The organism is Paenibacillus oceani (assembly GCF_014705615.1).
Classification (GTDB): Bacteria; Bacillota; Bacilli; order Paenibacillales; family NBRC-103111; genus Paenibacillus_AB; species Paenibacillus_AB oceani.
Map to the genome: position 1 here is coordinate 35454 of NZ_JACXJA010000057.1, position 18716 is coordinate 54169.

General features: G+C 55.2%; 11 protein-coding genes. 2 read left to right on the forward strand and 9 right to left on the reverse strand.

Going from position 1 to position 18716, the window contains the following annotated elements; all coding sequences use genetic code 11:
- The first annotated feature begins 71 nt into the window (after window positions 1-71).
- The gene (locus IDH45_RS30880; protein ID WP_190932004.1) at window positions 72-1712 is read left to right on the forward strand and encodes an FAD-dependent oxidoreductase; all 1641 of its coding nucleotides are present in this window, start codon (window positions 72-74) and stop codon (window positions 1710-1712) included.
- A 197-nt stretch (window positions 1713-1909) separates the two neighbouring features.
- Here the strand turns inward: IDH45_RS30880 and IDH45_RS30885 are convergent, their stop codons facing one another.
- Window positions 1910-3625 carry an ABC transporter ATP-binding protein gene (locus IDH45_RS30885; protein WP_190932017.1) on the reverse strand — a complete coding sequence of 572 codons (1716 nt, stop codon included), beginning with the start codon at window positions 3623-3625 and terminating at the stop codon, window positions 1910-1912.
- A 348-nt stretch (window positions 3626-3973) separates the two neighbouring features.
- Between IDH45_RS30885 and IDH45_RS30890 the strand changes: the two genes are divergently transcribed.
- A complete protein-coding gene (locus IDH45_RS30890; RefSeq protein ID WP_190932005.1) occupies window positions 3974-4951 on the forward strand; it encodes a helix-turn-helix domain-containing protein in 978 nt (325 codons plus the stop codon).
- A 221-nt stretch (window positions 4952-5172) separates the two neighbouring features.
- On the opposite strand, the gene IDH45_RS30895 is transcribed toward IDH45_RS30890, so the two are convergent.
- The 8 genes from IDH45_RS30895 to IDH45_RS30930 all read right to left on the reverse strand — a co-directional run bounded on the left by IDH45_RS30895 (window position 5173) and on the right by IDH45_RS30930 (window position 18107).
- A complete protein-coding gene (locus IDH45_RS30895; RefSeq protein ID WP_190932006.1) occupies window positions 5173-6264 on the reverse strand; it encodes a Gfo/Idh/MocA family protein in 1092 nt (363 codons plus the stop codon).
- Between the two features lie 36 nt (window positions 6265-6300).
- Window positions 6301-10326 (reverse strand): discoidin domain-containing protein, encoded by a 4026-nt coding sequence (locus tag IDH45_RS30900; RefSeq protein ID WP_190932007.1) that lies wholly within the window; start codon window positions 10324-10326, stop codon window positions 6301-6303.
- A gap of 26 nt (window positions 10327-10352) precedes the next feature.
- Complete coding sequence (locus IDH45_RS30905; protein ID WP_190932008.1) at window positions 10353-11690, reverse strand: extracellular solute-binding protein; 1338 nt, start codon at window positions 11688-11690, stop codon at window positions 10353-10355.
- A gap of 246 nt (window positions 11691-11936) precedes the next feature.
- Window positions 11937-12767, reverse strand: coding sequence for an AraC family transcriptional regulator (locus tag IDH45_RS30910; protein ID WP_190932009.1), 831 nt, complete (start codon window positions 12765-12767; stop codon window positions 11937-11939).
- Window positions 12768-13373: 606 nt separating this feature from the next.
- Window positions 13374-14801 (reverse strand): extracellular solute-binding protein, encoded by a 1428-nt coding sequence (locus tag IDH45_RS30915; protein WP_190932010.1) that lies wholly within the window; start codon window positions 14799-14801, stop codon window positions 13374-13376.
- 70 nt (window positions 14802-14871) lie between these two features.
- Window positions 14872-16029, reverse strand: coding sequence for a GNAT family N-acetyltransferase (locus IDH45_RS30920; RefSeq protein WP_190932011.1), 1158 nt, complete (start codon window positions 16027-16029; stop codon window positions 14872-14874).
- A 278-nt stretch (window positions 16030-16307) separates the two neighbouring features.
- Window positions 16308-17276, reverse strand: a complete 969-nt coding sequence (locus tag IDH45_RS30925; RefSeq protein WP_190932012.1) for an ROK family protein — start codon at window positions 17274-17276, stop codon at window positions 16308-16310.
- Between the two features lie 27 nt (window positions 17277-17303).
- A complete protein-coding gene (locus IDH45_RS30930) occupies window positions 17304-18107 on the reverse strand; it encodes a DeoR/GlpR family DNA-binding transcription regulator (protein ID WP_190932013.1) in 804 nt (267 codons plus the stop codon).
- Window positions 18108-18716 lie beyond the last annotated feature (609 nt).

Below are 18716 nucleotides of genomic sequence, written 5' to 3' on the forward strand. Positions count from 1 at the left end.
ATGGTTTGTGGGGGTGAGTTAAAAAATGATAGACTTGTAACAGAAATCGCAAGTAGAGAAAGGAGTTCATCATGCGTTTGAACCGCACCACAATTACAGTCGTATCCGTTCTGATCCTGCTTGTGCTGGCTGTCGCTATATGGGCCACATACGGGAAAAAGGGCGCCACCGATCTTGCCGGAGGCGACACCTCCCTGATCGAACAGCCCACTTCTCCCGAAAACAACACAGGTACCCCGGTAACCGGACAAAAACCGGCTCCGCCTCCGGAACCGGTCGTCCCGGTCGAGAAAGTCGATATCGTCGTATTCGGCTCCGAGCTGGAAGGATTATATTTGGCCCGCGCCGCGGCGGACGAAGGATTAAACGTCAAAGTGCTCGATCCCCAGGAGAAAGTCGGTGGACAAGTGCTGGAGGCAGAAATGCTGTTTCTCGACGAAACGAAAGACGATCAGGGGCGCAGCCTAGTGCAAGGAAGAATCAAGAAGCTGTTCGACGGCTTCAAAAGCGCGAAAATACGCAAAAAGGATGAATACGTCCGTTACTTCGAAGAACTGATGGCAGGTCTTCCGATCGAATCCGGCATTACGATCGCCAGCGTCAAATCCGCGCCGGGCGTCGGCACGGCCGACGGCTCCGTCACCTCGGTCGATTACAAGACGAAGGATGGCGAGATCAAACGGATCGAGGCTGCCTATTGGGTGGAGAACACCGACTTCGCCGCCCTCGTCTCGAAGCTCGACGCCACCCGGATGCCGGGTCTCGAAGTGTTTTACGGACATCCCGAGAAGATCGAGTACATGAGCGCCGGCATGATGATGAAGTTCAAAAACGTCGACTGGAAAACGTTTAATACTCACTTTAACGGCTTATCCGCCGCCGAACGCAAAAGCAAATACGGCACCGGTTATGTAAACGAGAGCTTTGCCATTGGGCTTCAAGGCATGACGGACGCTTACAAGGCGACGAACGACAGAGTGTTCCTCCGCGGGCTGAACGCCGTTAATCAGCGCGACGGCGAAGTGCTGATCAATGCATTCCTGATCTACACGATCGATCCGTCGGACCCGAAATCAGTCGAAGAAGGACTCGAGCTCGGCCGCAAAGAAATCCCGCTCATCCTGAACCATTTCCGCAAATCGATCGTCGGTTGGGAGAAGGCGGAGCTGAACGGATTCCCGGATTATTTGTACATACGCGAATATAACCACTACGAGACGGATTACGTGCTGAAGCCGTCGGACATGCTCGGTGCCAAAATGTTCTGGGACAACGTCAGTATCGCCGGTTATCCGCTCGATCTGCAAGGAACGAGCGTCAACAAATGGGGCAACGAGATGGGCCGTCCGGACAAGTACGGCATGCCGCTCCGAAGCTTTTTGCTCAAGAAATACGACAACGTCATTATGGCCGGTAAAAACGTCGGAGCGTCCGCAATCGCGTTCGGCAGCGCGCGGATTCAGCCAAATACGGGCCTTGCTGCCGAGTCGATCGGGGTCATTCTCGGTCAAATCCACGGCAAGAAAAAGCTCAAAGAGCTGAAGGAAGCCGATATGACCGCTTTGCATCAATACTTGGAATCGAAGTACAAGATCAAGGTTACCGGCGTGCAAGGCAACAACAAGCTGAGCGGCTGGACGCAGGACGAGCTGAACAAGCTCGATACGGGTGAAATTATTTATACGGAATACCGGCGCAAGGCGGCCAAGTAGTTGGCTGTACAGACGCCCGGTTCAAGGCTGCCTTCTCCATTTCGGGTAGGCGGGAAGAAAACCAAAAACGCCCGGAGAATCCGGGCGTTCGCGGAAGTTGCAACGTATGGGAATGACCACCGGTCGGTAGTGTCGGATGTTGTCTATCACCGAGTCGGAGTCGGAGGGCGCAAGCCCTCCTTTTTTTGCGATTCAAGCTACAGCACAACCGACACATCCCCGTGATGCAGCCTGCTGTAGATGCCTCCCTTGGCAAGCAGGGCATCGTGCGTGCCTTCCTCGGCGATTCCTTCCCTCGTTACGACCAGGATGCGGTCGGCATGCCGGATCGTTCCCAGCCGGTGCGCGATGACCAGCGTCGTACGTCCTTGCGACAGATCGGACAGCGCCAGCTGAATCGCCGCTTCCGTCTCGGTATCCAGCGCGGAGGTCGCTTCATCCAGGATCAGAATCGGCGGATTTTTCAGGAATATCCGGGCGATCGACAGGCGCTGCTTTTGCCCGCCGGACAGCTTCACGCCGCGCTCCCCGATCATCGTATCCAGCCCTTCGGGCAGCGAGCGGATCAGCTCGGTTAATTGCGCGCGTTCCGCCGCCTCCAGAATCTCCCACTCGCCGGCATCCAGCTTGCCGTAGGCGATATTTTCACGGATCGTACCGTCGAATAAGAAGACGTCCTGCTGCACGATGCCGATCTGCTCGCGCAAGCTGCGCAAAGTCATCTCCCTGACGTCGATGCCGTCAATCCGGATCTCCCCCGCCTCCGCTTCATAAAATCTCGGAAGCATGCCGCACAGCGTCGTTTTGCCTCCGCCCGAAGGACCTACCAGCGCGACGGTTTCCCCGGCGCGGATGCTCAGGTTCAGATTGTCGAAAATCCGTTTGTCCGAATCGTAGCCGAACCGGACGTTCACGTACGTAATATCTCCGTTAAGCTTGGCTTCTTTACTCCCTTTGTCCTGTACGTCCGGCTCCGTTTCCAGCAGATCCAGGTATCGCTGAAACCCTGCCAGTCCTTTCGGAACGGTCTCAATCATCGAGTTAATCGTACGGATCGGCCCCAGGAATACGTTCGACAGCATCACAAAAGCGATAAACTCCCCGAAGGTCATCTGCTTCTGGATGACAAACCAGGTGCCGCATACGATAACGAACAGTGAAACGAATTTCATCATAATAAAACTGATGAACGAATGCCAGGCCATGATCCGGTACGTCGACAGCTTCGTCTGGCGGAACTGCTCGTTGTTGCGGGCGAAACGCTCGATTTCGAATTGCTCGTTGGCAAACGCTTGAACGACGCGCATTCCGCTGACATTGTTTTCCACCCGGGCGTTGTAATCGGCCACGTCGCTGAACATTTTGCTGAAAGCGGCGTTCATTTTCCGCGAGAAGTACAAAGAAACCCAAATCATCAGCGGTACGATAATAAATGTAAGGACGGCCAGCTTCCAGTTGATCGCGACCATAATGCCGAACGCGCCGGCCAGCGTCATCACGGCAATGAACAGATCCTCCGGAGCATGATGCGCGATCTCCCCGATATCCATCAGGTCGTTCGTCATGCGCGAGACCAGATGCCCTGTCTTGTTATTGTCGAAAAACCGGAACGACAGGCGCTGAATCCGGTCGAACAGCTTTTTGCGCATATCGGTCTCGATATTGATGCCGAGCTTATGACCGTAATAGGTGACCACATAGTGCATGACTGAGCTGATGACGAAAATTCCCAGCAGCACCAGACAGCCGTATACAATCTGCATCCAGTCCCCGCCCGGCAGCATGTCGTCGATAACCACATTCAGCGCCAGCGGGAACACCAGCTCTAGCAAAGCGGCTAACACCGCGCACGTAAAATCGAGCACAAACAGCCCCTTGTAGGGACGATAATACGAATAAAACTGATATAACAGCTTCTTGTTATACATCTTCCTCCGACGCTCCCCATACCCGATTTGGTTCCATGGATTTCCTTGTTAGCGAGGCATCCTTTATTTGTGAAAAAGATTATCATTCTCAATTGTTACTGTCAATTGCTCCCGCTTCACTTTCAGGGAACCCGGTTTCTTGATCCGGTTACGGGTTCTCCCAGGCCACTACTGCTTTCCTGTCATTTTCCGCATCATTCGGCTTGAAATTTTCGCATAGTATTATCCCGCTTTCGCATATTTTTCACTTGTGGGCCAGGCGGTTCTGATATAGGATAACGATAACGAAACGAACCAAGCCTAAACGGCACTACCTAGTATGAGGTGACTCCCATGACCGCCCATCCGGCAAACGAGTACGAACACGGCTTCGAGGAAATGGCGTTTCATTTCGGCATGCACAAAAAGCGGTACGGAACGGGCTTTCAGTACCGGCTCCCCGACGAAGCGGGAGAAGGCTGGATCGTCCAAATGCCGGCAGCCGAAGGACTGTCCTGCACGAGCGTCTGGTTTACCTCGAAGCGGCCGCTGACCTATACGTTTCGGGTTGACAAGCCCTGCATGTGGATGTTCAATGTGAGCGCCGGCGATATCGTCTTTTCGCACAAAGGGACCGCGGCCCGGCTGAAGCCGATGAACCAGATTGTCGTGAATCCGCAAAAACCGCTGACGGTAACGTTTCCCGCCAATGAGCTGATTTGCTACACGTGCGTATGGATGTTCGAGGATTACATTCAACAGCTGCTGGGAGGAAAGCTGGAGGGGGAGTCGCTCCGGTTGAGCCATGTCGCTACATGGGCGGAGCAGGACTATAACACGCCGGATCTCGCGCTCGCTATGGACGAGATCAAGTGGGCCGTCCGCAAGGCGGTGCTGCCTATGTTTTATTACGAATGCAAAGCCGGGGAGCTTCTAATGATGATCTACCGCAACATCAACCATCAATGGATCGTGAACCGGAAACGGGCGTATCATGTCACCTGGGAAAATCAGCAGTTGGTCCGCGACATCAAAAAGCAGCTCGACTACGATATTTTAAACGCCCCCTCCCTAAGCGAGCTGGCTGCCGCCGCGACGATGAGTGTGAGCAAGTTCAGCCGCTGTTTCCTGAATCTGTACGGCATGACGGTCGCCCATTACATTCAGACGGAGAAAATGAAAAAAGCGATGCAGATGCTCGCCCGCGACGAGCTGGCGATCAAGGATATCGCCAAAGCGTGCGGTTACAAGTGCGCCAGCCGGTTTACCGAGGCGTTTAAGGCGTCGAACCGGATAACGCCGAGGGAGTATCGCAAAGCGTTTTATTTGTAGATTGGGGTGATCTAAGTCTCGCTCTCTGTAGGACCTCGTAAAAATTAGATTGCTTGAGACGCCAGCGTATAAACTTCTTTCTGCAGAAGATCATCCTACCTTGGCATAGTAGTTCCTCCATCCAATGATTTTTGGGTTAGTTGATGTCCCGGAGTATCGAAACCTTAAGTTTGCGGGCAAAAAAAGACGCCTGTCGGTAGACAGACGCCAGGCTGTGACACTTAAGCTTGTTGGTACACATTGCTGGGATAAATGTGCGGGTTTTGGCGGCGGCATTCTTCCATAACCGCCATTTGCAGCCGCACCTGCTGCGGCGTGATCGCCAGCGGCGTCCCCTCAGTCATCGAGGCGTACAGCATCGCATAAAGCGACGCTGTATTCTGGTCGGTCATCGCCATGCCCTCTACAGACTCATACTGCCAGGAATCCTCATGCCAGATCAGCTTTTCGCTGCAATAGGCAGGCTCTCCGTTCTGCTTGATCAGCGGCGTGCGGATCAGTTGCTGCTGGGGCGCTTCCTCGGGCTTGAAATATTTCCATTGCAGCTTGCGCAGATCGCCTGTCAGACCGCCGTTGGCAGCATGGACCGTGAAGACCGGACGCGGATACAATGAGCAGGAGGAGATTTCCAGATCGATCGTCGGACGTCCGGGACCCCTCATGACAATTTTCACATAATCCTCCGCGTCTCCGAACGTATTGGCCCGATCCATAATGCAGGTAATATCCGGCATCTCGTCTGCGCCATACAGTTGAAGCGCCTGATCGACCGGATGGGGGCCGGTGTTCAGCAGATTGCCTCCGTTATTCGCTTGGATCGTCTGCCAGTCCCATCTTCGGGAAAAGTTGCTGCTCGTAAAATCGACCTGGATGACCCGGCCAAGCACGCCGGAATCAATCACCTCGCGCAATTTCACAAAAGCCGGCATATAGCGGGATTGCTGGAATACCGCAAGCACCGCTCCGCTCTCCTTGGCGGCCGCGATCAGCTGATCGACCTCGCCCGGCGTTTTGGCCAGCGGTTTCTCGCACAGCACGTTAATCCCCTGCCGGAGCAGCTCCAGCGTAATCGGAAAGTGCAGCTCGCTTGGCGAAGCGTTGACGACCAGATCGAGCTTTTCGTTTGCCGTCATTTCTTGGTATGTCGCGTAGGCCTTGCACCCATATTCCTGCGCTGCGCGCTGGCGGCGCTCTTCCAGTCCGTCGCACACGGCGGCGATCCGATACGTATCTGTCAGTTTGCTTAGCGCATTTCCGTGAATGTTCCGGCCGCTGCGGCCTTGTCCGATAATTCCTGCCTTGATGATGCTCATGGGTCAAGCTCCTTTCGACGCATAAATGTGATGGGTTCAGGGCTGCGGGGCGCCCGCTTCGGTTCCATAAATCGCCTGCATCAATTGAGTTTCGTTCAGGCTCATGCCATAGACGGCTTGCAGCGCTTTGACGGCATACCGGATGCCGAGCAGACGCTCGGATTCGGCGTCGAAGTGCGTGCCGTCGATCGTCGAGGTGCCTGCGCTGCTGATCCAGTCCGAGTTCGGGACGTACTCCCCAATCCGCTGGATTCTCTCGTTGTTCACATCATAGCCTGGCGGATTTTGGCTGGCGATGAACGGCACGTCGGGCGCATAGATGCCAAGCTCGCTGCGGATGCCGGTGGCGACGCGCTCCAGCAGCTCCAGATAATTGCTCGTACCGGCATCGCCTTCGCCTTGCAGCCAAAAGATTGCCTTCAGCGTCCCTTGCTGCATCGCTTCCTGCGTTCTTCTTACAGCTTCTTCGTACAGTTGCTCCCCGGATGCCTTTTGCCACTGCCGGACGCTGGTGCCGCCCCGGGCGTTCGAGACAATCCCGATGCTTGCGCCGCTTGTGGCGTAGACGCTTTCCGTCACCGCCCTGGCGAAGGACAGGGACGGATTCATGCCATTATACGTTCCGGTATCCACGGAGGAATATCGGTTGAAGCCCTGCACGTCGGCCTTCGATCCCGGCAGCGCGTACGGCTGGGCATACTCCCACTGGTCGGCGGCATTCAGCAGGTAAGCGTGATCGATGACGACCTGGTCTGCGAACGGAATCAAGTCTCTGCCGTTCATGTTCGATTGGCCGATGAACAAGTAAATATGGAAATCTTCTTTTGAATACGTAACGGATGCTACCGTTTGCGGCGCCGGCAGAACCGGAATCGCCTGCAGCGGGGGCGGCGGCCCGTCGGGATAAGTGACCAGATCACTCTCGTTGAACGCCTGAATTTCCCTGATCCGGATGCCCGGCTCCGCTTCCGCCAGCTCCAGCCGGATGTAGCGGGCCGTCACCGGTGCGAACAGCAGTTCTTTTTGATTCCCGATTCCTTCTCCGGCTGCTACTGCCATCCAGTTGGTCGAGTCGAGCGAAACGAGGACGCGATACTTCTTGATGCGCTGCAATTCTTGGAATACCACCACTTTGTTAAAGGTTGCAGCAGCCTGCAAGTCGATCTGCACGCAGCTCTCGGTCTCGTTTTCGGACGCAGGATTTGCCAACTTTGTGGTGAGATCGCCGTCCGTCACTTTGGTTACGCCCATATCTCCAGCGGCGAACGCAAAACTGGTGGAAGCCGGCCTGCGATAAGCCACATTCCCATGCGACTCGTCCTCCCCGTCCCCGGCCGGTCGGTTGTACACCTCGACTTCCTCAATATAGCCCACAATCTTGGAGGGGTCTGGATCTACGATACTTTGCACCGTCAGCCGAATGTAACGGGCATTCACCGTCTGGAAGCGGATCGTGCCGGAGTAATGGTTTTTCGACTCCATATCGGGACTGAGCAGTTCGCTCGCGGGAGCGTTCTTCAGCAGCGTCCAGCTTGCTCCGTCCAACGAGTATTCCAGGATCGCTCCGCGTGCCCTCTGGAAGCTGTACTCGTAGGCCTTGAACGTATTGAAAGCGACCGCTTGGCCCAAGTCGAGCGCGAGGGAATAGCCCGCCCTGACATTCCATGTTTCGGCAATTTTGCTTACGGTTTTGACGCCGTCGGTAAGCACCGCCGTATTGGCTGACGGCGGATTGCTGACCGTTGCCAGCTTGCCCAGCGCCAGATTGATCTTCGACGGGTCTCGCTGCGTCTTCACAAGTACACTCAGACTGTCGTCGCTCCATTCCACCAGCAGTCGCGCAGCAGCCGCATAGCCTTGGAGCGGCACTTCCACGCGTCCGTTCCGCACGGCGGTCGGAGCTGCGAGCGCAATGGGGTTTCCGTCCGCAATGAGACTTGAGCTCCCGACAGCAAGCCCGATCGTCCGGTCGCCCCGGGTTAGTGTGATCGTCTGTCCTCCGTTATCCTGGGCAAACGTCCACCCCGTGGCCCTTGCAACCTTCTCGACAGGCACGTACAGGTCCGCGCTTCCGATAAAATCGTCCTCTCCCGGCCTCAGGATCGCGCCGTCGATCACCGAACCGCTGATCAAGACCGTATAGGCTTGCGGCGCGCGCTCCACCGGATTCTCACCGTCGAGAACGCGGATTTCGAACAAGGCAACGGCGCCGGGGTTGGCGGACTTCGTCAGCTCGAGCAAAACATACCGGCCGCTAGCCGCGCCAAGCGTAATCTCCTGCGTCCAGCCCTCGACTTCGGACAAAGGCGCCGCTTCGGTGTAGCTGATGTCGTCGTCCGATACGAGCACGCGGACTTGCTCGGCTTCCTGGCCGTACACCCAATCCAGCTTGACCTTATGGAAAGCTTGGATATTGCCGAGATCAAGCTTCAGCCAATGGGCGGCTCCGTAATCGCTCGTCCAGGCGGTGGAAGGATTTCCGTCCGTCAGCAGGGAAGCGCCGCTTTCCTGCGAAGATGCCGATACCGTTTGGCCGCCAGCCGCGTTCACCGCTTCATGGTACAGCTCGATTTCCTTTACTATCGCCGTCGGTTCAGGAAAATCATGGTAAATCAGCAGACGCACATATCTGCCGGTCACAGCCGAGCTGAGCGCGATATCGTCCGTCCCTCCGTCTCCTGCCGTCTGAGTGTAAATATCCGCAAACTGCGAACCGTCGTCCGATATCCGAACCTTATAGCTGGCGGCATATGCGCTGCCCCACTTCAGTACGAGACGATTGAACGTCTTGTTCGCGCCGAGGTCAATCTCTAGCCAATCCTCCGCCGAAGATGCTCCTTGCCAGCCCCCGTTCATATCCCCATCGACAGCGAGGCCTGCATGCAAAACATCCGTCGAGGCGCTGATCGGTCTGCGCAACGCCAGGTTAGTTTGGTCCCGGATCGTTTTGGCTGCGGTGACCATATTGCTCGCCTCATAGATGTACCATGTCCATTGGTGCCCGTTGTCGATATAGTTGGTCTGGGCGTTCGTCAGCGCCTCGTCGACTCTGAATTTATCCCCCATCATGGCAGCCACGCTCGCGACTTGCGTCCAGGGAAACTCGTTCCGCTCATGCCGGTACATCCAGGCGGGCTGAGCTGCATTGAAGTGCGCGTACAGCTCACGCGACCGCTCGGCTTGAGGTGAGATGACCCCGTAACGCGTCGGGAACAGCTCGCTCACTGCATCGCCGTAAAAGACAGACCAGTCCGCCGCTCGTATACGGTTTGGCGTAAAATAAAAGTAGTACTCTCTCTCGGCCTGCCTGTACATGCTCTCAACGCCGGCGAACGACAAGTTCATCAAATATCGGTAGCGCGCTGCCGCCTCTTCGTCCTGGAACACTTGCTCCTCCAGCCACACCATCGTCTCCAGGCTTTGGTAGACAAGCGCGTTGTCCTGCAAATATTTCGTAAAATGACCTTCCTGGTTTTTGGCAAAGCTCAGGCCGTCCGGCTGCATCGTAAACAGCGCCGACTCCAAAGCCAGCTCGATATCTGCCTTGTGCTGCTGCAAATAGGCGGTGTCCTGGCTAACCTCGACATATTTCTTGAGCGCCAGCACGAAGGAGGACCCGCGGGAATCCGAGGCGGAATAGTCGTTGAACGTCCATTGCTCATCCAGATTCGCACTGTTGACATAATAGACGTAAACCGTGCCCGTGACGCCGTGCGTGTCGGGCGTCCGGTTCAAGTGGCGGAAGTACCAGTCGAACCATTTCTTCGCCGCCGCCATATGGTCCGCGGACGGGTGCTCCAGCATGCCGATCACGGATAGATTGGAGAAATACGGATCGATCTTATGGCCTTTTTGGCCGGTATCGGGATTCGTGGTGAGCTGGTTTTTGTTCATCACGATGGCGCCGTCGGACGGTTTGCCTTCGTTTTGGATCTGTTGGTCGGCAATCCAGCTCGCTTCCGTTTCGATAATGCCGGAATAGTCGATGGCCGCTTCAGACCTGAGCGCAAAAACGAACAAACACAGCACAGGCAGCGACAGCGCCGCAATCCATTTTTTCATCCGCATCTTTCACTCCTCGTCGGACTTTATTTGCCATCCGCCTCGATTTTTTTGATCAGGTTTTCTTCCGCTTCCCGCAGCGCCGTATTGACATCCTTTTTGCCTGTCGCCACCTGGGCGAATACGCCGGTGTTCAGGATGGAGGAGGCGTCTGCGTAATATTTGCTCTGCGGGGAAGGTGCCGCAGTCCTGACGGGAATCATCGCAGCGACGTTTTTCCCCGTATACATCGGTGCATCCTGACCGAACGCCTTGCGCACCGCATCGCTTTGCAAGAGAGATACGAAGCTTCCTTCTCGAGATTTCTGCATATGAAACGGTTCCGACGACAGGAAGGAGAGAACCTCGAACGCCTGATCCCTCACCTTGCTGTTGACGGAAATAAACAGGTAAACCGGATACACTTGCGGCTCTACGCCCGGCAGCTGTGACAACGACGGGAATTTGGCGATGTTCCAGTTCATTCCTGCAAGCTCCGTTTCGGTGTGCATCGTGCTGACCGGCAACCACATCGCCGCCGACCGTTCCTTGATGAACAGATCCCGCTGCCCGCCGACAGATAATTGCTTCGTATCGAGATCGTATCCGGGAAGCTGATAAAACCGGATCATATTATCCATCATCGTTTTGACCTGGCTCGTATTGATCGTTGCTTTCTTCGTCGACGGATCGACCAGATTAAGCGACAGCTGATTGCGCAGCATGTAGTGGTTGGGCGACATCGTCAGGCCGTAATACTGGCGGTCGCCGTCTCGCCGGGCCAGTTTTTTTGCCGTCTCGTATAGTTCGTCCCATGTCATCTTGTCGGTCGGATAAGGTACGCCGAACTTGTCGAACAAATCGGCGTTGTAATAAAGCGGGGCCGGAAGCGTGTACATCGGAAGCCCGTAGATGGCGCCATTGCCCATCTGCTTGATCATGTCGATGCTTGAACCCTCGAAGCGGCCCAAATCGAATTTGTTTTTGTCGATCAAGGGAGTCAAATCCGTCTGATAAGCGCTGTTCAGAATCGTAAATGTCCGGCCGACAGAGCTGACAATCACATCGATTCTTTGATTTGCCGCCGCCAGCTTCTCCAGCGATCCGGCGGAAGTTGGTACAAATACGGGCGTAACATGCGGAAACTTCTTCTGAATGTGCTGCCCGTATTCCTTCATAAAATAATCGTCCTTGTCCCAATCTGCGCTTGTGTTGTAAAAGTAAAGCTCAACCGGATCCTTCGCCTGCTCCTGCGGCTTGCCCCCGGCTTCGGATTCGCTGCCCGCGTCCCTTCCCCACGGGCCTCCCGCACACCCGGTCAACGCCAAAATCAGCGCCGCCCCCAATAAAGCACGCTTCTTCATCTCTCCGCGCACACGTTGCACTGCGTACCCCTCCTGTCGATAATAGCCTTCTACAACAACTTATCACGAATCGAAAAGTGCCTCCCCTGCGTGCTTGGTTTGCTGGTGCTCCGATTTATCTGCAATTGGTTTCTTGTGCATAATCGACTTCAAATACAAAAGAACCTTCAAAACCACCAAACAAGAAACAGCAACGAAATAACGGACGTGCCGTTTCGTTGAAGCTCCTAAGCGGTAGAAGAAGGTTCTTTTCGGTAAAGAGTCCTTTCATTGAAACAATCTGCGGAAATGCTCCGGCGTGACGCCCACCATTTGTTTGAAATTGCGGGAAAAATGCGCGGGCTGATGAAATCCGACCTCATAGCATACATCGGTTACGGAGCGGTTTCCGTCCATCAAAAACAGCAGCTTTGCTTTATTGATCCGGCATTTATTGACATATTCAAATATGGTCAAGCCTGTCGCTTCCTTAAACAATTTGACCAAATAAAATTTGTTGATGTACAGATGATCCGCTATCCGGTCAAGCGTAAGCTCATTCATATAGTTCGTCTCGATATACTGGATGAGCTGATGAACCCGCTGCGCTTTCAAGTCAGTCGCATCCACCAGTCTTCCGGGCCCTTCCGCCCAGCAGTCGTAGATGAACAGCAGCAAATCCTGAAACGCCGTCCGCAGCCGATGAAAGGGCACAAGACCCGGCTTTCCGTGGAACCGGCTCATGCGCAGCAGGATATCCTCCGCATCCGCTCTCTGGCTTTCGGACAAGCTCCAGCGGCAATAATTCGAGTCGCGAAACGGCTTCAGCCAATCGATCGCATCCTCCTGCTGGAGCAGGGGGCGCACATACGCGCCGTCGAACCGGACCATCGTTCTCGAGCACGCCTCCTTCATCAGCGAGCCGTGGCGGCTAAGCCCGTTCACAATAATCAGATCGCCCGGAGACAGTTCCATCGATTCGCCCTCGACGTAATACTCGCAGCTCCCGCCATGAAAATAAAAAATTTCATATTCGGTATGACTGTGCAAATATGGCTTGCGCCTGTAATTGCAGCGTTGATATACGAAATAATCCATTAGCGTTTCTGCGGAGCTCATCGTCCACCTCCTTGCCTTATTCCGTACATTTTACTCCGGTTTCCCTCGTTTGTAAACGCTTCAGAATTGGTGTAAAAATTGCCGACCGGGGAAAAGACCGGCTTTGCCCACCACTCCAATAGGCTCGGCGTCGAGGTGCGGCGACGGCTCCGCTTCGGCATATACGGCCAGCTTGTCTTCGAAACGCGCCTTGGCGGTAGCCGCGTGCGGTCCTCACGGATGGTTCATCAGCTAGCTATGCCTAGCTTGGCTAGGCGCGCAACGAACACAGCGGACGTTTTTGTGGTGAATTTCGATCCATTTCATTTCTAACGGACATGGATGCAACGATTTGATGAGAAGTGTCACTTGTGGAGGTGGTTCGAAGCAAATAAGCGCTGTGGTGACCGTTACAATTTAAAAAAACTGTTTTTTAGCAAAATAACATCCGCCATGTCCGTTAGATCAAGCAAGGTTTAGCGTAGATTCCGGATTCATCTTCGCTTTAACACGGTGTAGAACTTATACACTCTGATCTGTTAAAAAAGAGGCTTTCTCCCCCGGTCTCTCAAGACCTAGGGAGAAAGCCCCTTCGTAATATCTATACAGCCGGCCGTCTTCCGCCATCTAGGACTTCTCGTCAATCCGCTGATTGATCCGTTCATCGATACGGCGGGCTACGTTCTCCGCTGTCTCCATATTCGCCCACAACATATGTAGCTCTTCATGGAAGATCACGTTCGACTCGTTCGACAGCCCCACCTCGTAGTGGGAATAGCTGTATTTCAGCGAGTCGATGAACACATTGTAATGCTCCGGATGAATGGCCGGGTCGAGCAGCGTGTCGTCTTCCGCCACCGAACGGAGCACCGGAATCGTGCAGCCGGTCTGCTTCAGCAGCGTCTGCGCTTCTTCGCCGACGAAAAAGTCGACAAAGCTTTGCGCCACTTTGACCTTCTCGGAATATTTGTTAATGCCGAGCGATCCGGCGAGCAGAAGCGTTGCTTTCTCTTTATTTTTCGGTACGGGCAGCACGTCCCAATTCAGATCCATCCCGCGGAACTCGTTCATGAAATAATAAGTGGACAGCATCATCGCGCACTTCTCCCGCTTGAACAAATGCTCGGCGAGGTAGGAGCGGGACGTCGAGTAGATCGGCGACACTTGATGCTTGTAGATCAAATCGTTGCAATATTGCAGCGCTTCGATATTCGTTTCGGTCGCAAAGGCGGAACGTCCATCCGGCGATACGAACGCGCCTCCGTTTTGCAAAATGAAGGCAGGCCAGCGGTTCATCGACGAAGAGAAACAGAATCCGTACTCGTCGACCATCCCGTCTTCATTAGGCTCGGCGGTGCATTTCTTCGCTACCTCCAGCAGGTCGTCCCAGGTGCTTACCGGATCTTCTCCCGTAATCCCGGATTCCTTAAACCGGTCTTTGTTATAACAAATAACGATCGGAGAGAAATGGATCGGCACCGCCATCAGCGTATCGTCGACCGTAAACAGCTCAAACAGCTTCGAATAACTGTCCTCGTCCGGCAGCAGCTTCGGAGGCTGGTAAGGCTCCATCACGTTCAGCTTGTCCTGTTCCATCAAGTGGCGGAAGTGGTGGTCGGAAATAAAGAACAGATCCGGACCTGTCCCTCTCTCGATCCGGTCGGCAAGCCGGGTCGGATAATCCTCGGCAGGCAGGATGACCAGGTCGACCTTGACGTACGGGTGGCTCTTCTCGTACCGCTCGATAATCGTATGCAGCACATCCTGCTCGTACGACTGCGAGAACCAGGTCAACGTGATCGTCTGACGGACGATCTCCTCGACCGGAGGTTTGACCCGGTTGCCTTTACCCGCTATTTTCTCGATCAGCCCTTCGTCCACCAGCTGAGCCAGCACCTTACGCACCGAGACCCGACTTATCTTGTACTTCTCGCTAAGCGTATTCTCGGGCAGAATAAATTCGCCCGGCTTCAGGCTGCCGCTCAATATTTCATTTTTCAACTCGGTCAAAAAATGATTGTAACGCTCTTGAAAGAGGTTTCTTCTTCGCAGCAATAGGTTCCGCTCCAATACATGTTCATTAGATCTATTTTACATGACGTTACATGGTTTGTAAATTATCGCGCTAGACGAAGTTCAGTCCCGAGGGAAGCGGGAGCGGAACCGGAAACAATCGGTTGGCGGCTTCCGCCGCCGGACCGTGAACCGCGCTTTCGATCCGGACCGGATCGAACAGCAGCGAGATCAGCTCTTCAGGCTGCAGCTCCATGGAGACTCCGTCCCACTCGGCAAAATGACGGCCATCCTCGTTCGTAGAAAGCTGGAGCCGGGACAGCGCCGCTTCGTCCTTGCGCTTCAAATAAGACGTCAACTGCCTAAGCAGTTCTCCCGCATCGACGATGGCAACGGTGCCCGTCAATTTGCCGGGTACCGCCGGGCATCCCGCTTCGGCGAGCACCGCCTCCATCCCGGCATCCTGCCACGGGACGGCGAATTGCAGCGACTCGGCGCCCTCGGCCCGCGCGCCGTACACGGCCAGTCTCACCGCCGCAGCGGCGTCGCCGGCCCACTCGATGACGCGAGGCTTGCCCAGCGGAGCGATGTCCCCGGCGACGGCCAGAACGACGAAGGCAACCGGCGCACCGTCCCGCTCAGCTACCCATACGCGATGCTTCAGCTTCGAATTGCTGGCCGTTGGCTCGGCGTAGATCGCCGCCGCCAAATCCCAGATGCTCTGCTCGTATCCTACGTTCCGCGAGCGGGAAAGCTTGCGGAGCGCGAACCAGTCCGCGCGGTCGAACGGGCGGTACGTCTCCTCCCCGTCCGTTGCTGCGGACAATTTGTCCAACGATTGCTGATCCGCGTTAAAAGAAGTGAGCGCCCCGAACTTCCGGCAGCCGAACCGCTCGTAGATGCCCCGGTTCCCGGATACGAGAATGAGCGGGGCTTGCGCGCGGCGGCTGTGCTCCCGTATCATATCCAAAATCGTACCCACGTAACCTCTGCCCCGGTATTCCGGATCGGTGCATACGGCTCCGATCGAATAGACGTTAAGCTCGGCTTCCCCGATCCGGATGACCGAAGGCACGAAGCCGACGAACGAGACGAGCTTGCCGTCTGCGAACGCTCCATAAGATTGCTGCAAGGCGGGCGAAAACGCATTCGGAAACGCGTCCCCCATTGATTTGTGCTCGGCATCGCGGAATACCCGATCGGCTAGCTCGGCCGCCGCTTCAAATTCGCCGGGACGGAGAAGTCGTATTTGTTCCTTGTTCATGTCCATTGTTCGGATCACCGTTCTTTTCTATCTAGTTTTTTGACTAGTATAGCAAAGAAACGGACGCTGCAGGTAGTAGTATATCGGTTTATTCGTTTTCGGAATCCGTTTCAATCCAGTCTCGCGCAAAAACGCCCCGCTCCTTTATAACAAACAAAGACGCCTCCAGCACCACTAATGAAGTGGAGCTGAGAGCGCCTTTCGTAAAAATCCGGATGGGAGCAGGGCTTGACCTTCCGCAATCGGCTTCGGCTGTGCTGCCGGCTTAGACCGCGGCCCTGCCGTTAGGCGCTCGCGCGCGCCTTTGCGAAGGCTCCGCTGCCGACGACGCCCGCGTCGTCGTTCATTTCCGCCAGACGGATGACGAAGCGGCTCCGGTACATCGGCAAAATAAGCGGCATCAGAGCTTCCCGCATCGGAGCAAGCAGACGCTCGCCGGCGTTGGCCGCGCCTCCGCCGATGACGATCACGTCGGGACTCCACAGCGTTATCGCCCAGGCGAGACCTTTGGCCAGGCTTTGTCCGACGAACCGGAGCACATCCTGGGCGAGCGCGTCGCCTTCATCGTAGGCGCGTGAGATGTCCGCCGCCGTAATCTCGCTGCGGCGTTCGCCCGGGAACCAGTCGTTTAACAGGCTCGGTTCGCCTTGGTCCAGCCGCTCTCTGGCGATTCGGGCGATTCCTGTCGCCGATGCGATCGTCTCCAGGCAGCCCCGCATGCCGCAGCCGCACAAGGCGCTCTCGCCTTCGAACGGCACGTGGCCGAGCTCTCCGGCCAAAAATCCGCTGCCGTAATACAGCTCGCCCTTGTTCACCATAGCCGCAGCGATTCCGGTCCCGAGCGTAATTCCCATCACATGGTCGAACCCTCGCCCCGCTCCTCTGGCCGCTTCCCCGTACGTATACATCCGCACATCGTTATCGATGAATACCGGGATGCCGCCGAGGATCACGCCGAGCTTGTCGCTGACCGGCACGTTCTCCCACTTCAGGTTGGCCGAAGACAGCGAGATGCCGCGGATCGGATCGACGAAGCCGGGATTTCCCATGCCTACCGCTCCCAGTTCGGAACGGCTTAGCCCTTGCTGACCGAGCAGTTCGTCGATCATCGAAGCGATCAGATTCAATACGTAGTCGGCTCCATTCGCCGCGCCCGTAGGCTTCTTGATTTTACGGAGCAAATTCAGTTGATCGTCCAGCAGTCCGCATACGATGTTCGTCCCGCCGATGTCGACTCCGATATAATGGCTCATAAGGACTCCTCCAGAGAAAATGAATGATTATGAATCTCCCGCCGAATTTCCGGCTACGAAGACGCGAATATTTCGTTTTAGCAGTTCCTCTTGCAGCGCGCCTTCCAGCGGAGCATCGGTGATGCAGGCGTGAACCGCTGCCACAGGCGCAATCGAGAACAATGATACGCGGCCCACCTTGGACTGGTCGAAGACGACGAAGGTCCGCTCGGACCGCTTGATCAAAATTTTGGCGATCTGCGCTTCCGACTCCGAATGCGTCGTTAAGCCCTGCCCCAGCGCAAACCCGTCGATGCCGAGAAACATTTTGCCGATGTTGAGACTTTCCACGACCTTCTCGGTCAACGGACCGCACATCTCGTAGCTTTTGTGTCTCAGAATCCCCCCGGCCACTACGACCTGGATGCCGTCGCTGTCGGCCAGTTCCATCGCGATATTAAGCGCGTTCGTCACGACCGTAATGCCACTGCGCGACTTCAACTCCCGCGCGATCAAATAAGTGGTCGTCCCGCCGGACAAGCCGATAATGTCGCCCTCTTCGACAAGCGAAGCCGCCTTCGCGGCGATCCGTTCTTTCTCCACCCAGGACAGCGACGTCTTCTCCTCGAACGACGCTTCCTTGGACGTGTGGAACGCATCGTAAATCGCGCCGCCGATCGTGCGGATGACGGAATCCGTCTGCTCCAGAACGTCCAGATCCCGCCGCGCGGTCGCTTCCGAGCAGTGCAGCGTATCGACGATGTCCTGCACGGACACCCGTCCCTTCTGCTTCAGCATGCCGAGAATCGCTTGACGGCGCTGCTCGCCTTTGGTTAGAAGCTGTTCCTGCATACCGCGCTCACTCCATTGGTTGTTTTAGAGGTTGTTCAAAAAGCCCACTTTTGATCACGAAGCAGCACCTTAAGTAAGAATGTGGTTCCCCGTTGTTCCATCATTTCATCCTGATTCAATTTCGTCGCGTCAGCCTTCCATTCCTTCTTACCGGGCGAAATGAACGAAGATCCCCCATGGAAATCGGCTTCCTCCGGCCCGGACGAAACACCCGTAGTTCTATATTTAGTATAAACAACAATTTTGATCGATTCAATCAGTATTATGATCGTTTCAATCACATCATTTCAGACTTGTTTGACTTTTGGACATTTTAATGTACCGCCGCCTGTGTCTATTTTTCAAAATGAGCATGTTAAGTCCGAAAATGATGTGATATAATATTCTTTGTGTTTTTTGGCAGTCGGGCAAGCAAGCCACTACGAAATGAAAACGTTTCATCGAATTCATCCATTCAGGAGGAACGTATTTATGGACAAGCAAGCGGACATCATCAAGGCAGTATCGACCGACGGAAACCTGAAAAACTACGAGGAAGCCCGTGTGTCGTTCGATTGGGCCGACGTAGAAAAGCAGTTCTCCTGGTATACGACCGGCAAAGTTAATATG

Excerpts from the sequence above, each read along its gene's own strand:
- IDH45_RS30880 (WP_190932004.1), top strand. The coding sequence starts at position 72 with ATGCGTTTGAACCGCACCACAATTACAGTCGTATCCGTTCTGATCCTG.
- IDH45_RS30890 (WP_190932005.1), top strand. The coding sequence starts at position 3,974 with ATGACCGCCCATCCGGCAAACGAGTACGAACACGGCTTCGAGGAAATG.
- IDH45_RS30895 (WP_190932006.1), bottom strand. The coding sequence starts at position 6,264 with ATGAGCATCATCAAGGCAGGAATTATCGGACAAGGCCGCAGCGGCCGG.
- IDH45_RS30900 (WP_190932007.1), bottom strand. The coding sequence starts at position 10,326 with ATGAAAAAATGGATTGCGGCGCTGTCGCTGCCTGTGCTGTGTTTGTTC.
- IDH45_RS30910 (WP_190932009.1), bottom strand. The coding sequence starts at position 12,767 with ATGAGCTCCGCAGAAACGCTAATGGATTATTTCGTATATCAACGCTGC.
- IDH45_RS30920 (WP_190932011.1), bottom strand. The coding sequence starts at position 16,029 with ATGGACATGAACAAGGAACAAATACGACTTCTCCGTCCCGGCGAATTT.
- IDH45_RS30925 (WP_190932012.1), bottom strand. The coding sequence starts at position 17,276 with ATGAGCCATTATATCGGAGTCGACATCGGCGGGACGAACATCGTATGC.
- IDH45_RS30930 (WP_190932013.1), bottom strand. The coding sequence starts at position 18,107 with ATGCAGGAACAGCTTCTAACCAAAGGCGAGCAGCGCCGTCAAGCGATT.